This is a genomic window from Caballeronia sp. INML2 (genome assembly GCF_023631365.1).
In the GTDB taxonomy this organism is placed as follows: Bacteria; Pseudomonadota; Gammaproteobacteria; order Burkholderiales; family Burkholderiaceae; genus Caballeronia; species Caballeronia turbans.
This window is the reverse complement of sequence record NZ_JALQDH010000076.1, coordinates 1-14,902: the sequence shown is the minus strand read 5'-3', so window position 1 is coordinate 14,902 and position 14,902 is coordinate 1. Positions and strand designations below refer to the sequence as shown.

Genomic DNA, 14,902 nt, shown 5'->3' with positions numbered 1-14,902 from the left:
GCGGCGCGAGGTGACAGACCGTGCGCGAGCCAAGCCCGATTAGTCTTGTGAGGGCGACACTTAGGCAGCCCACGATCGGCTGGCAAGCATGGCCAAACTGCGTGTGACCGCGGGCGTATCGAGCTGCTTTCTTTGGTTACTTTCTTTGCAGCAGCAAAGAAAGCGACTGCCGCCCCGCACAGGGGCAGTGCTAATAAACCAATAACAAAACGGGATCCGGCGAAAGCCTTTCAAAGAAAGCGACTGCCGCCCCGCACAGGGGCAGCGCTAATAAACCAAAAAGAACCCGGGATCCGGCAAAAGCCCGTCGTGCCAGTCGAACCTCAACCGTACACAGGAAAGCGCTTCGTCAATTCAGCGACCTGCTCGCGCACGCGTTCAAGATTCCCCGCATCTTCCGGGCTTTCGAGCACATCGGCGATAAGATTGCCGACAATCTCCGCTTCCTTCGTACCGAATCCACGCGTCGTCATCGCGGGCGAGCCGAGGCGCACACCGCTCGTGACGAACGGCTTTTCCGGATCGTTCGGAATGGCGTTCTTGTTGACCGTGATGTGCGCGGCGCCGAGCGCGGCTTCCGCAGCCTTGCCGGTGATCTTCTTCGCCCGCAGATCGACGAGCATCACGTGGCTTTCGGTATGACCCGACACGATGCGCAAGCCGCGCTTCACGAGCGTTTCGGCCAGCACACGCGCATTGTCGACGACGCGCTGCTGATATTCCTTGAACTCCGGCGACAGCGCTTCCTTGAACGCAACAGCTTTCGCGGCGATCACATGCATCAACGGTCCGCCCTGAATGCCCGGGAAAATCGCCGAGTTGATTTGCTTCTCGAACTCGGCCTTCATCAGGATCACGCCGCCGCGCGGGCCACGTAGGCTCTTGTGCGTGGTCGTGGTGACGAAGTCGGCATGCGGCACCGGGTTCGGATACACACCCGCCGCGATCAGACCGGCATAGTGCGCCATGTCGACCATCAGATATGCGCCGACGCTCTTCGCGATCTTCGACAGCCGCTCGAAGTCGATCTTCAACGCAAACGCCGACGCACCCGCGACGATCAGCTTCGGCTTGTGCTCGTTGGCGAGTTGCTCGGCCGCATCGTAATCGATGTCCTCGGCTTCGTTCAGCCCGTAGCTCACCACGTTGAACCACTTGCCCGACATGTTGACCGGCGAGCCGTGCGTGAGATGGCCGCCGTGCGCGAGGCTCAGGCCCATGATCGTGTCGCCCGGCTTGAGCATCGCGAAGAACACGCCCTGATTGGCCTGCGATCCGGAGTTCGGCTGCACGTTCGCCGCTTCGGCGCCGAAGAGCTGCTTCACGCGGTCGATGGCCAGCTGCTCCACCACATCGACATATTCGCAACCGCCGTAGTAGCGCTTGCCCGGATAGCCTTCCGCGTATTTGTTCGTGAGCTGCGAGCCTTGCGCAGCCATCACGGCCGGGCTCGTGTAATTCTCCGACGCGATCAACTCGATGTGATCTTCCTGACGTCGGTTTTCATCGGTGATCGCCGCCCAGAGTTCCGGATCGACGTTTTCAACGGTGCTGGTTGCGCGCTTGAACATGATGGTTACCCATGTGAGAAGAGAACGGGTTGCTGCGGGAACTCTGACTGTCCCGTATTCCATCGAAAGCAGGCGCGCCCGGATAGAAGAATTCCGACATTACGCTGGAATGCGGGCACCCGTTTGGTGCGAGCGTGCGTAGACGCGTCGCGCGGCGCGCTTCGTATCTGTGCACGAATCCATATTCAAGCCGCCGAAGCCGCGAGATTACAGCGTTGGCACGCTTATCGCATTGAGCATGTCAGGAGTGGCAGTCACAATCTGGCAATGGATGACTAGGGTTCCGGTCCGCATCGACGTTCGATGCGCGATGCTGGTCCGAGAGTTGTCGACCTCGAACGAGGTTACACGGCGGGAAAAAAGCCCGGGAGAGAACGCGATGCGTCGCGCCGCTCCTGCCGTCGATAACCGTTCAATGCGAGGTCAATCTCATGCGCGTCCGCTTTTTCGCCGCTGCCGCCGTCGCTCTCTCCCTCTGTTTCTCCACGCCCTCGTTCGCTCAGGCCCGCAAGGACTTCAAGGTCTGCTGGACCATCTACGCCGGCTGGATGCCGTGGGGCTACGCGAAGACGCAGGGCATCATGTCCAAATGGGCGAAGAAGTACGGCATCAATGTCGATGTCGTGCAGCTCAACGACTACATCGAATCGATCAATCAATACACCGCCGGGAAGTTCGACGGTTGCGCGATGACCAACATGGACGCGCTCACCATTCCGGCGACGGGCGGTGTGGACAGCACGGCGCTGATCGTCAGCGATTACTCCAACGGCAACGACGGCGTGCTCATCAAGGGCGCGGGCAAGAAGGTCGCCGATCTCAAGGGCCAGTCGGTCAACCTCGTCGAGCTTTCGGTTTCGCACTATCTGCTGGCGCGCGCGCTCGAATCGGCTGGAATGAGCGAACGCGACATCAAGACCGTCAACACGTCGGATGCCGATATCTCCGGCGCATTCGCAACCGCCGACGTGCACAACGCGGTCACATGGAACCCGATGCTCGCCGACCTCAAGGCGAAGCCCAACGTCACCGAAGTGTTCGATTCGAGCCGCATTCCGGGCGAGATCATGGACATGATGGTCGTCAACACGAAGACGCTGCACGACAACCCCGCGCTCGGCAAAGCGCTTACCGGCGCATGGTTCGAGATCATGCAGACGATGCATGGCTCGTCGCCGGAGAGCGAAGCCGCGCTCGCGTCGATGGCCAAGGCATCGGGCACCGACCTCGCCGGCTACAAGTCGCAACTCTCGACTACCGCGCTCTTCTACACGCCGCAACAGGCGCTCGACTTCGCCACGAGCCCGAACATGCCGAAGATCATGACGCGCGTCGCACAGTTCTCGTTCGATCACGGCCTGCTCGGCAAGGGCGCACCGAACGCGGGCGCGGTCGGCATGGCGTTCGAAAACAACGTGATCGTCGGTAGCAAAAGCAATCTGAAGCTGCGTTTCGATCCGACCTACGTGCGCATGGCCGCGCAAGGCAAGCTGTGAGCGGCGCGCCGTTCTGAAGAGGAGAGGCCCATGCGGCTCATCAACCGACATCCCGGCCGCACCGGCAGTCTGATGCTGTTGCTGCTGCCGTTCATCGTGCTCGTCGCGGTGTATTTCACCGGGTCGTCGATTCGTCTGCAGGCGAACCCCGACGACAAGCTGTTGCCGTCCGCGACACAGATGAAGGCCGCGCTCAACGAGTACGCGTTCACGGAGGACAAGCGCACGGGCGAGCATCTGATGCTGAGCGACACGGTATCGAGCATGAAGCGTCTCGGCATCGGGCTGGTCGCGAGCGCGGCGATCGCTCTAGTGTTCGGCATCGTGACGGGCAGCATTCCGCTCGCGGGCGCGACGCTTTCGCCGTTCATCACGGTGATATCGATGATTCCGCCGCTCGCCGTTCTGCCGATACTTTTCATCGTGTTCGGCCTCGATGAACTGTCGAAGGTCGTGCTGATCGTGATCGGCATCACGCCGATGATGATCCGCGATCTGCAACAGCGCACGCGCGATATTCCCGAGGAATTGTGGATCAAGGCTCAGACGCTCGGCGCGTCGAGCTGGACGCTCATCCTGCGCGTGATCGTGCCGCAACTCCTGCCGCGTCTGTTGATCGCACTGCGGCTCGCGTTGTGTTCCGCGTGGCTGTTCCTGATCGCAGCCGAAGCGATTGCATCGACGGATGGGCTCGGCTATCGCATCTTCCTCGTGCGCCGCTATCTCGCGATGGACGTGATCCTGCCCTACGTCGCGTGGATCACCCTGCTCGCATGGCTCATCGACGAAGCGCTGCGCCGTCTCACGCAATGGGCGTTCCCCTGGTACAACGGAGGCCGCGCATGATCGAGATCCGCAACCTGTGGAAGCAATACGACGATCAGGTCGTGCTGGAGCGGCTCAATCTGCGCATCGCGCAAGGCGAGTTCTGCTCGATGGTCGGCGCGTCGGGCTGCGGCAAGTCGACGTTTCTGCGCCTTCTGCTCGGTCAGGAACGTCCCACGCGCGGCGAGATATTGCTCGATGGCGAGCCCTTGCCGTCGGAGCCGGACCTGCATCGCGGCGTCGTGTATCAGCGCTATTCGGTGTTTCCGCATCTGAGCGTGGTGCGCAACGTGATGCTCGGGCTCGAGCTGCCCCATGCGCCTTTCACAGGGCGTCTTTTCGGCGCGCGCCGGCGTCTCGCACGCGATGAAGCCGTCGCGATGCTCGCGCGCGTCGGCCTTGCCGATTCGCTCGACAAATATCCGCATCAACTCTCGGGCGGCATGCAGCAACGCCTCGCGCTCGCGCAGGCGCTCGTGATGAAGCCGCGCGTGCTTCTGCTCGACGAACCCTTCGGCGCGCTCGATCCGGGCATCCGTCGCGACATGCACGAACTGCTGACGGGCCTCTGGCGCGAAGCGAAGCTGACCGTCTTCATGGTCACGCACGACCTGAAGGAAGGCTTCACGCTCGGCAGCCGCGTGCTGGTGTTCGACAAGGTTCGCATCGACCCGCAAGCGCCGCAGGCGTACGGCGCGCGCATCACTTACGACATTCCGCTCGAACGCAACGGCGTGCGCGAAGCGCAGCCGGCGATGGAAGTTCCGCCGCTCTTGGCCGTTCCCGCATGATCGAAAGGACATAACACATGAACGACATCCTGCTCGAAGAAACGATTCCCGGTGGCGGCCACGCGTCGCTGATCGTGAAGCGCGGCCAGTTGCTGCGCATCACCGACATGCGCGGCGGCGCGAACGTCGCCATGCTGCTGTTCAATGCCGCCGAAAAAAGCGAGCGTCTGAATCTTCCCGATACGCTCAAATGCCAGCACACCGCGAAGCTGACGAAGGGCCATTGCCTCTATTCCGACATGGGGCGCGTGCTTGCCGCGATCGTCGCGGATACGTGCGGATGGCACGACAGCCTCGCCGGTGTATCGAATGCGGCGGAAGTGTTCGAGAAGTACGGCGAAGGCCGCTATCAGGAACTGCGCAACGCGTTCTATCGCAACGGCACGGACAACCTGCTCGTCGAACTGGGCAAATGGGGCCTCGGCATCGCGGATCTGTTGATGACGCTGAATCTTTTCAGCCGCGTCGACGTGACCGATGCCGGCGCGTTGAGCTTCGTGCAGGGCAATTCGCAGGCGGGCGACTACATCGAACTTTATGCGCCGATGAACACGCTCGTCGTGCTGACAGCGATCCAGCATCCGCTCGACCCGAATCCCGAATACGCGCCGAAGCCGGTGCAGCTCGCGCTGCGCAACGCCGACGCGCAAGTCGCGGAAATATGCCGGACGTCGTGCGATGAAAACACGCGCGGCTTCATCAACACCGAACGATTCTTTCTCTGAGCGAGAGGCGCGCATGACGACATCCAATCTCACGGCCAGCAAGCTCGATCCCGCCGAGGCGGTCTTTCGCGAAACGCTGCCCGCGGGCGAACCGTGGCTCAAGGAACTGAAGGCGGGGCAGACGTTGCGCATTCGCGATGTCGATGGCAATCAGGCCATCGACACGCTCTTCTACAGCGCAGCCGATCCGCGCGAACGTTATGACGCGCAACGCACGTTACGCCGTCAGCAAAGCCTCTATCTGACGACGGGCACCGTGCTCTATTCGAACCTCGGCAATCCGATGCTGACGATCATCGCGGACACTTGCGGCCGGCACGACACGCTCGGCGGCGCGTGCGCGCAGGAAAGCAACACGGTGCGCTACGCGCTGGAGAAGCGCTACATGCATAGTTGCAGAGACAACTATCTGCGAGCCTGCGCGCACGACGGAAGACTCTCGAAGCGCGACATCGCCGCGAACATCAACTTCTTCATGAATGTGCCGGTGACGGCGGAAGGCGGCCTCACGTTCGAGGACGGCATTTCGGGCGCGGGCAAGTACGTCGAGCTGCGCGCCGAGATGGACGTGATCGTGCTGATCTCGAACTGCCCGCAACTGAACAATCCGTGCAACGCGTACAACCCGACTCCGGCGGAGCTGACGATATGGAACTGAGCACCTTGCGCCGCTGGCTCTACACGATGATGAAAGCGCGCGCCGAGCGTCTGTTGTCGATCGAACGCCACGCGAAGCACTGAACACACTGAACGCCTACCTGCCGGGGACGACCCCGGCATGCATGCTCACGTGGCGGGACGGCCCGCCCACGCATTGAACGTCCACGCATGTTCGACAAAGTCCTCATCGCGAATCGCGGCGCGATCGCGTGCCGCATTCTGCGCACGTTGCGCGAGCTGAACGTCGCTGGTATCGCCGTCTATAGCGAAGCGGATCGCGCGAGCCGCCACGTCAGTCTCGCCGATACGGCACGCAGCCTCGGCGATGGCGCCGCGAGCATCACCTACCTCGACATCGCGAAGATTCTCGATATCGCGCGCGAAGAAGGTGTGCAGGCGATTCATCCGGGCTACGGCTTTCTGTCGGAGAACGCGTCGTTTGCACAAGCGTGCGAAGCGGCGGGTATCGCGTTCATCGGGCCGACGCCGGCGCAATTGCGCGCCTTCGGGCTGAAGCACACCGCACGCGCGATCGCCGCTGAACAGGGCGTGCCGATGCTCGAAGGCACGGGCCTCCTCGATGACATCGACACCGCACTCGAAGCGGCGCAGCGCATCGGTTACCCGGTGATGCTGAAGAGCACCGCGGGCGGCGGCGGCATCGGCATGCGTGTATGCCGTTCCAGCGACGAGCTCGCCGCGCAGTTCGATATCGTCAGGCGCCTCGGTCAGAACAACTTCAGCGATGCGGGCGTGTTCCTGGAGAAGTACATCGAGCGCGCGCGGCATCTCGAAGTGCAGGTGTTCGGCGACGGCAAGGGCGAAGCCATCGCGCTCGGCGTGCGCGACTGCTCGGTGCAGCGGCGCAACCAGAAGGTGCTCGAAGAAACGCCTGCGCCGAATCTCCCCGAGGGCATGGCAACCGCGCTCTGCGACGCTGCGATCCGGCTTGCGCGTGCGGTGTCGTATCGCTCGGCGGGCACGGTCGAATTCGTCTATGACAGCGATGCGTCGCGCTTCTATTTCCTCGAAGTCAACACGCGTCTGCAAGTAGAGCATGGCGTGACCGAACAGGTGTGGGGCGTGGATCTGGTGCGCTGGATGATCGAGCTTGCAGCGGGCACGTTGCCCGCACTCGATACGCTTTCGCGCGATCTCGCACCGCGCGGTCATGCAATCCAGGCGCGTCTTTATGCGGAAGATCCGGGCCGCGATTTCAAGCCCTGTCCGGGTCTGCTCACCGACGTGTCGTTTCCGTCATCCGATGGCCGCGCGTTGCGCATCGACACATGGATCGAGGCGGGTTGCGACGTGCCGCCGTGGTTCGATCCGATGCTCGCGAAGCTGATCGCGTGGCAACCCACGCGCGACGCGGCGCGTCATGCGCTCGATGCCGCGCTCGACGCGACGCGCATCTATGGCGTCGAAACGAATCGCGGTTATCTGCGGCAGATTCTCGCGGATGCGCCGTTCGCAAGCGGTCATCCGTGGACGCGTTGTCTCGAAGGCTTGCGCTATCGCGCATCGACATTCGAAGTGCTGAGCGGCGGCACGCAAACGACCGTGCAGGACTATCCGGGAAGGCAAGGTTATTGGGCGGTGGGCGTGCCGCCATCCGGCCCGATGGACGGTCGCGCGCTGGAGCTCGGCAATCGTCTGCTCGGCAATGGCGAAGATGCCGCCGCGCTCGAAATCACGATGAGCGGTCCGACGCTGCGCTTCAACACGGATGCGGTCGTGGCGATAACGGGCGCAACGCTGCCCGTCATGCTCGACGACATCGCGCAGCCGATGAACACGACCTTCCTCGTCGCAGCCGGGTCCACGCTCGCGCTCGGCACCATCCGCGGCGCGGGCGCGCGTGCGTATCTGTGCGTGCGTGGCGGGCTGGATGTCGCGCACTATCTCGGCAGCCGCAGCACGTTCACGCTCGGCCAGTTCGGCGGCCATGGCGGGCGCGCATTGCGTGCGGGCGACGTTTTGCATGTTCATCCGCTGACGAGCCGTGAAACCGGCGCGACATTGCCGGACACGCTCACGCATCGACTCGACGATGTGCGCGTGCTGCGCGTGATCTATGGTCCGCACGGCGCGCCGGAATACTTCACTGCGTCCTATATCGAGCGCTTCTTCGAAACCGACTGGGAAGTGCACTTCAATTCGAGCCGCACCGGTGTGCGTCTCATCGGTCCGAAGCCCGAGTGGGCGCGTACCGATGGCGGCGAAGCGGGTCTGCATCCCTCGAACATTCACGACAATCCGTATGCCGTCGGCGCGATCGATTTCACCGGCGACATGCCCGTGATTCTCGGTCCAGACGGTCCGAGCCTCGGCGGTTTCGTATGTCCGGTCACCGTGATCGAAGCGGACCTGTGGCAGATCGGCCAGTTGAAGGCGGGCGACAAGGTGCGCTTCGTTCCCGTCGATATCGCGACCGCGCGCAAAGACCCTGCACGGCAAACGCCATTGCAATCGCCGATCGTATTGAGCATCGGCGAAGGCGATGAACGGCTCGTCGCGCGTCTGTCCGGCGATACGCATCTGCTGCTCGAAATCGGCCCGCCCGAACTCGATCTCGTGCTGCGCTTTCGCGGCCATGCGTTGATGCAATCGCTCGAAGCATTGCAGTTGGTGGGCGTGGTCGATCTGACGCCCGGCATCCGCTCGCTGCAGATTCACTATCAGCCGGAACGATTGCCGCTCGACACGCTGCTGGAGCACGTCGCGTCGGCATGGCAAAGCGTGCTGCTGCAAAAGGACTTGCGCGTGCCGTCGCGCGTCGTGCATCTGCCGCTCTCGTGGGACGATCCCGCGTGCCGGCTCGCCATCGACAAGTACATGACCACCGTGCGCAAGGACGCGCCGTGGTGCCCGAGCAACCTGGAGTTCATCCGCCGCATCAACGGGCTCGATTCGATCGACGACGTGAAGCGCGTCGTGTTCGATGCAAGCTATCTCGTGATGGGCCTGGGCGATGTCTATCTCGGCGCGCCGGTCGCAACGCCGCTCGATCCGCGTCATCGGCTCGTGACGACGAAGTACAACCCCGCGCGCACGTGGACGGCGGAGAACTCGGTCGGCATCGGCGGCGCGTATCTGTGCGTGTACGGCATGGAAGGGCCGGGCGGGTATCAGTTCGTCGGGCGTACGTTGCAGATGTGGAACCGCTATCGCGACGTCGCGGATTTCGCGGGACGTCCGTATCTGTTGCGCTTCTTCGATCAGATCCGCTTCTACGAAGTCTCCGCCGACGAGCTGCTGCGCATACGCGAGGCGTTTCCGCTTGGGCGGTATCCGCTGAAGATCGAGGAGACAGAGCTGTCTCTCGCCGGCTATCAGGCGTTTCTCGATCGCGAAGCGGACGGCATTGCGCAATTTAGCGCGCATCAGCAAACGGCGTTTCAGGCGGAGCGGCAACGCTGGCACGAAGCGGGCAGCGACGAGACGGCGCTCGATGCACCCGTCGCCGCCGATGCGGACGTCGTGCCGCTCGCCGATGGCCAGATCGCCGTCGATAGCGAAATTGCGGGCAATCTGTGGCAGGTGCGCGTCGAGGCCGGCGCGAGCGTCGAAGCGGGCGACGTGCTCGTCGTCATCGAATCGATGAAGATGGAAATATCGGTTATCGCGCCGTGTGCGGGCATCGTCGGAGAAGTTCACGTTGCGCCGGGTTCGTCGGTTCGCGCGGGGCAGCGCGTCGTCGTGATCGAACAGCGCGCGTGACACACTTCAGACCAACAAGGAATCATCGGACATGGATTCATTCGACCTGCGTCTTCCCGCCTTGCGCGCCGCGTATCGCGAAGGCCGTGCGACGCCGCGCGCGCTGATCGGCGCATTGCGCACGCGCGCTCGCGCGTTGAACGCCGACTATCGGCTCTTCATTCATCTGCTGGACGACGACGAAATCGAGCCGTATCTCGCGGCGCTCGATGCACGCGACATCGATTCGCTGCCGCTTTACGGCGTGCCCTTCGCAATCAAGGACAACATCGATCTCGCGAACGTGCCGACAACGGCCGCCTGCCCCGCGTTCGCGTACACGCCGCAGCGATCTGCGACGCTCGTCGCGCGGCTGATCGCGCTCGGCGCGGTGCCTGTCGGCAAGACCAATCTCGACCAGTTCGCGACCGGACTGAACGGCACGCGCTCGCCGTACGGAAAGTGCCGCAACAGCGTGCTTGCGGACTATCCTTCCGGCGGATCGAGCGCGGGGTCGTCGCTGGCCGTCGCGCTGGGCGTCGCGAGCTTTTCGCTCGGCACCGATACCGCCGGCTCGGGCCGCGTGCCCGCTGCGTTGAACAATCTCGTCGGCACGAAGGGGACGAAGGGCCTGCTCTCGACGGCGGGCGTCGTGCCCGCGTGCCGCACGCTCGATTGCGTGACCTATTTCACCGCGACGGCGAGCGAGGCGAGCACGCTGCTCGCGCTCACGGCAGGCCACGATCCCGCCGATCCGTACAGCCGCGCGAATCCGCAATGGAACGATGCCGCCGCGTTCGGCACGGTGGCGCGCTTTCGTTTCGGCGTGCCGCGTCAACTCGAGTTCGCCGGTTGCGACGAAAGTCCCGCGCTCTTCGCGAACGCGCGCGCGGCGCTCGAAGCGCTCGGCGGCGAGGCGATCGACATCGACGTCGCGCCTTTTATCGAAGCCGCGCGTCTGCTTTACGAAGGGCCGTGGGTCGCGGAGCGCTATAGCGTCGCCGGCGCGCTGATGGAGTCGCAGCCCGATGCCGTGCTGCCCGTGATCCGCGACGTGCTCGCGAAGGCGCCGGGCGTCACCGCCGTCGATGCGTTTCGCGCGCAATACAGGCTTCAGGCATTGAAGCAGCGTTGCGACGCCGTACTCGCGGATCTCGATTGCGTGCTGACGCCATCGATCCCGCGTGCGGTCACGCTCGCCGAGCTCGAGCGCGATCCGATCGGCGCGAATTCGCTGCTCGGGCATTACACAAACTTCATGAATCTGCTCGATTACGCCGCCGTCGCGACGCCCGCGGGGTTCATGCGCAATGGCCTGCCGTGGGGCGTGACGCTTTTCGGCCGCGCTTTCACCGATCAATATCTGCTGAGCGTCGCCGATGCGTTGCATCGCAAGCTCGCCGTGCCGCTCGTCGGCGGCGCGCGGCAGGACGGCGATACGCCCGCGCGCGCCGCGCGTGACGACAGGATGAAGCTCGTCGTATGCGGCGCGCATCTCACGGGTTTGCCGCTGAACGGGCAACTGGCCGCACGCGGCGCGCGCCTCGTCGAAGCGACATCGAGCGCGCCGCGTTATCGCCTGTTTGCACTCGCGGGCGGGCCGGTTCAACGGCCCGGCATGATGCGCGACGATGCGAACGGGGCGGCGATCGCGGTCGAAGTGTGGGCGTTGCCGAGCGCGGAGGTCGGCTCGTTTCTCGCGGGCATTCCCGCGCCGCTCGCGCTCGGCAAGGTCGAACTCGCGGACGGCCGCTGGGAAACCGGCTTCGTCTGCGAGGCGCATGCGCTCAACGGCGCCGTCGATATCACGCAGTACGGCGGCTGGCGCGCATGGCTCGACCGCGCCGCGTGAGCGATCATCGGCGGCAGACGGCCGCGAGCGGCGTGCGCCGGGCCGTTGCAAAAGACATCAACGCGCGGCGCCGGGCGCGGCGTGACTGACCTGCGTGAGCACGAACGCGTGGCGCAATTGGAAGCCGAGCCGTTCATACAGGCCGATGGCGCTCTCGTTGTGACTGAACACATGCAGGAACGGCGTATCGCCGCGCAGCCCGATTTCACCGCGCAGGATGTTCATCAGCCGGCCGGCGAGACCGCGCCCGCGACAGCGTTCGTCGACGCACACCGCGCTGATCTCCACATAACCGTCGATGGCCATGCGTTCTCCCGCCATCGCGACGAGCTCCCCGTGTTCGCGAATCCCGATGTAGCGGCCCATCTCGCGCGTGCGCCGTCCGAACGGGCCCGGCTTGGTTCGTTGCACGAGCGCGAGCATGTCGTCGACATCGGCGGGGCCTAGGGCGATCACGCCGCTGTCGTCGACGCCTTGCGTGAAGGGCCGCGTCGCGACCATCTGATGAATCGTGCCGACGCGCTTCGCCTCCAGGGCATCGATGCCCGCGACCGCATCCGCCGACAGCATGGCGACCAGCTCGCCGGGCTGCAACAGCGCGTGCAGCGCGCGCCATGCGTCCGGCGTGTCCGACGCGATCGCCGCGAAAGGCGCGACCTCCGTATGGAAACGCCGCGCGAGCGCATCGCCGAGGCCGAGATGCGCCTGTTTCGTGGTCAGCGCGGTCCAGATCGGGCGGTCGAGTCCCGTTTGCGTCGGAAAGCTCATGTCTGCTCCGGATGAGAAAGTTGATCGGATAAGCGTCACTCTAGACAGTTCGACGCACTCCGGCTATTGTCGGAAATGACACTTTTAGAATCATTCACGCCATGCGAACGATGGTTCTCGCCCTTGACGGCGTATTCGACACGGCGCTGTCCGCCGTGCTCGACGCCTTCACCATCGCGAACGAGCTGGCCGACATGCTGGAGCCGGGCGCCGGCCCGCGCTTCGAAATCGAATTGATCGGCGTGAGGCGCGACGTGCGCACCGCGCTCGGCATGCGCGTGCCGGTCAAGCCAGCGAGCGCGATGACGCGCCCCGACTGGTTGATCGTGCCGGCGCCCGCCACCAAGATGCCCGCTCAACTGCTGCCGGCGCTCGCTCGCCGCGACGTGATCGATGCCATGCAGCTGCTCACGCAGCAGCACGCGGACGGCGTGAAGATCGCGGCGGCGTGCATCGGCACGTTCGTGCTGGCGGAATCCGGCTTGCTGGACGGTCACGAGGCCACGACGAGCTGGTGGCTCGCGCCATTGTTTCGACAACGCTATCCGGCCGTGCGCCTCGACAGCGCGCGCATGCTCGTGCCATCGGGCGAGTTCACGACGGCGGGTGCTGCGATGGGGCATCTCGATCTCGCGCTGTGGCTGATAAATCAGGCGAGCCCCGCACTGGCCGCGACGGTGGCGCGCTATCTGATCGTGGACGCGCGTCCGTCGCAGGCGCCTTACATGATTCCGGATCATCTGGCGCGCGCGGACCCGATGGTCGAGCGCTTCGAGCGCTGGGCGCGCGCGCGGCTCGCGCAGGGCTTTTCGCTCGAGGCGGCCGCGCACGCGCTGGCGACGAGCACGCGCACGTTGCAGCGGCGTATCGAAGCGGTGCTCGGCAAGTCGCCGCTGTCGTACTTTCAGGACCTTCGTGTCGAGCGGGCCGTGCATCTGCTGCGTTCGAGCCAGCTCGATATCGAGGCGATCGCCGCCGAGGTCGGCTATGCGGACGGCGCGACCTTGCGCACGCTGTTGCGCCGGCGGCTCGGGCGCGGCGTGAAGGAGATACGGGCGGGCGCTGCCGAAGGTTGATGCTCAGAACTTCTCCACCCACGGCCGCAGCTCGATTTCCCAGGTCCATGCGCTGCGGTGCTGACGCAGGACGTCCAGATAGGTCTGCGCGATGGCATCGGGATCGAGCGTGCTGTCCGGCGCATCGGGCGGATCGGCGCGGCCGTCGGAGCGAACGCTGCCATCGATGACGAAATGCGCGACATGAATGCCCTTCGGCGCCAGTTCGCGTGCGGCGCTCTGCGCTAGGCCGCGCAACGCGAACTTGCCCATGGCAAATGGCGCGGACAGCGCGAATCCCTTCACGCCGGCGGTCGCGCCGGTCAGCAGGATCGCGCCCCTGGCCGCGGGAATCATGCGCCGCGCCGCCTGCTGGACCGCATGGAACGCGCCGAGCGCCGAGACGGCGACAGCCTGTTCGACCTCCGCTGCGTCGAGCTCGGCGATCGGCCCGCGAGTGCGCCCGCTCGCGTTGTAGATCACGATTTCCGGGGCGCCGATGCGTTTGTCGGTTTCGGCGAAGAGCGCTGCCGTCTGGCCGGCATCGGAGGCATCGACGGGCAGGGCGATTGCGCCGGTTTCATCGACGAGTATTGAAAGCTTGTCGACGTTGCGCGCCGCGATGACGACGGGAATGTCCTCGGCGCGCAGACGCCGGGTGAGAGAGCCGCTGATGCCGCTCCCGGCACCGATGATGAGGGCGCTGCGATAAGGAAGTGTGCTCATGGCTTCACGCTCGGAGGGGTGACGAAGCCGATGATAACCGTGGTGTGAAATCGGCGCGCGAACGGCGCGCTTCATGGCAATGCTGTGAACAGGTGTCCTTCAGGCTATCTGCTTTTCGATCTCTTCGCACCGACACCGAAGCGTGAAGAGAGGAGAAGGAAGCACGTTTGTTCCTTCTCCTGTCGACGGTGCTGCTTCAGACCTTTACGCCGTGCAGGAGGCTGCCGATGGCGTCGAGCGACTTCGTGACGTTCTTCAGATCGACGTTGGTGTACTGCGATGCATCGACCTGGGTCACCGGCGCCACATTGATCTGCGGGCTGGCGAAGGCAAAGCCGCTGATCGAGTTGGCGTTGATGCCGTTGTTCTGGAAGATGCTCGCGCCGCCGACGATAGCGCCCATTTCAGCGCGGCCGAGTTCTTTGCTGACAGCGAGGTTGTCGATTTTCAACATGATGGTTCTCCGGAATGATGGTGTGGATTCGATGAGGCGAGCGATCAGACCGCGACGCCGCCGAGCAGGCTGCCGACGGAAGAGAGCGACTTGGTGATGTTCTTCACGTCGACGTCGGTGTGCTGCGAGGCATCGACCTGCGTCACCGGGGCGACGTTGGTTTGCGGGCTGGCGAAGGCAAAGCCGCTGATCGAGTTGTAGTTGATGCCGTTGTTCTGGAAGATGCTTGCGCCGCCGACGATAGCGCCCATTTCAGCGCGGCCGAGTTCTTTGCTGA

The 14,902-nt window shown here is 64.2% G+C and carries 13 protein-coding genes and 1 riboswitch; of the genes, 8 read left to right on the top strand and 5 right to left on the bottom strand.

What is annotated here, in order from left to right; genetic code table 11:
- Positions 1 to 323: 323 nt before the first annotated feature.
- Positions 324 to 1,571: a serine hydroxymethyltransferase gene (gene glyA / locus NCT32_RS26740; RefSeq protein WP_061121823.1), complete on the bottom strand. Its 1,248-nt coding sequence runs from the start codon at positions 1,569 to 1,571 to the stop codon at positions 324 to 326.
- Positions 1,572 to 1,835: 264 nt separating this feature from the next.
- Positions 1,836 to 1,944: riboswitch (guanidine-I (ykkC/yxkD leader) on the top strand.
- Between the two features lie 58 nt (positions 1,945 to 2,002).
- On the opposite strand from glyA, the gene NCT32_RS26735 reads away from it, so the two are divergent.
- The 7 genes from NCT32_RS26735 (at position 2,003) to atzF (ending at position 11,622) form a co-directional block, all read left to right on the top strand.
- A complete protein-coding gene (locus NCT32_RS26735; RefSeq protein ID WP_061121822.1) occupies positions 2,003 to 3,067 on the top strand; it encodes a putative urea ABC transporter substrate-binding protein in 1,065 nt (354 codons plus the stop codon).
- Positions 3,068 to 3,097: 30 nt separating this feature from the next.
- Positions 3,098 to 3,913, top strand: a complete 816-nt coding sequence (locus NCT32_RS26730) for an ABC transporter permease (RefSeq protein WP_061121821.1) — start codon at positions 3,098 to 3,100, stop codon at positions 3,911 to 3,913.
- The gene (locus NCT32_RS26725; RefSeq protein ID WP_061121820.1) at positions 3,910 to 4,683 is read left to right on the top strand and encodes an ABC transporter ATP-binding protein; all 774 of its coding nucleotides are present in this window, start codon (positions 3,910 to 3,912) and stop codon (positions 4,681 to 4,683) included. Before NCT32_RS26730 ends, NCT32_RS26725 begins: the two co-directional genes overlap by 4 nt.
- Positions 4,684 to 4,700: 17 nt before the next feature.
- Positions 4,701 to 5,408, top strand: a complete 708-nt coding sequence (locus NCT32_RS26720; protein WP_061121819.1) for an urea amidolyase associated protein UAAP1 — start codon at positions 4,701 to 4,703, stop codon at positions 5,406 to 5,408.
- Positions 5,409 to 5,421: 13 nt separating this feature from the next.
- Positions 5,422 to 6,066: an urea amidolyase associated protein UAAP2 gene (locus NCT32_RS26715; protein ID WP_061121818.1), complete on the top strand. Its 645-nt coding sequence runs from the start codon at positions 5,422 to 5,424 to the stop codon at positions 6,064 to 6,066.
- Between the two features lie 170 nt (positions 6,067 to 6,236).
- Positions 6,237 to 9,791 (top strand): urea carboxylase, encoded by a 3,555-nt coding sequence (uca, locus tag NCT32_RS26710; RefSeq protein ID WP_250490636.1) that lies wholly within the window; start codon positions 6,237 to 6,239, stop codon positions 9,789 to 9,791.
- Positions 9,792 to 9,822: 31 nt separating this feature from the next.
- Positions 9,823 to 11,622 carry an allophanate hydrolase gene (gene atzF, locus NCT32_RS26705; protein ID WP_250478088.1) on the top strand — a complete coding sequence of 600 codons (1,800 nt, stop codon included), beginning with the start codon at positions 9,823 to 9,825 and terminating at the stop codon, positions 11,620 to 11,622.
- A 57-nt stretch (positions 11,623 to 11,679) separates the two neighbouring features.
- Here atzF and NCT32_RS26700 read toward each other — a convergent pair whose 3' ends face one another.
- Positions 11,680 to 12,390, bottom strand: a complete 711-nt coding sequence (locus tag NCT32_RS26700; RefSeq protein WP_061121815.1) for a GNAT family N-acetyltransferase — start codon at positions 12,388 to 12,390, stop codon at positions 11,680 to 11,682.
- A gap of 101 nt (positions 12,391 to 12,491) precedes the next feature.
- Here NCT32_RS26700 and NCT32_RS26695 point away from each other — a divergent pair, with 101 nt between their 5' ends.
- Complete coding sequence (locus NCT32_RS26695) at positions 12,492 to 13,466, top strand: GlxA family transcriptional regulator (protein ID WP_061121814.1); 975 nt, start codon at positions 12,492 to 12,494, stop codon at positions 13,464 to 13,466.
- A 3-nt stretch (positions 13,467 to 13,469) separates the two neighbouring features.
- Here the strand turns inward: NCT32_RS26695 and NCT32_RS26690 are convergent, their stop codons facing one another.
- The 3 genes from NCT32_RS26690 to NCT32_RS26680 form a co-directional block, all read right to left on the bottom strand.
- Positions 13,470 to 14,171: an SDR family NAD(P)-dependent oxidoreductase gene (locus tag NCT32_RS26690; protein ID WP_061121813.1), complete on the bottom strand. Its 702-nt coding sequence runs from the start codon at positions 14,169 to 14,171 to the stop codon at positions 13,470 to 13,472.
- 196 nt (positions 14,172 to 14,367) lie between these two features.
- Positions 14,368 to 14,625 carry a hypothetical protein gene (locus NCT32_RS26685; RefSeq protein ID WP_061121830.1) on the bottom strand — a complete coding sequence of 86 codons (258 nt, stop codon included), beginning with the start codon at positions 14,623 to 14,625 and terminating at the stop codon, positions 14,368 to 14,370.
- Between the two features lie 44 nt (positions 14,626 to 14,669).
- Positions 14,670 to 14,902, bottom strand: a 233-nt coding sequence (locus NCT32_RS26680) for a hypothetical protein (RefSeq protein WP_250478089.1), incomplete at its 5' end; no start/stop codon positions are given.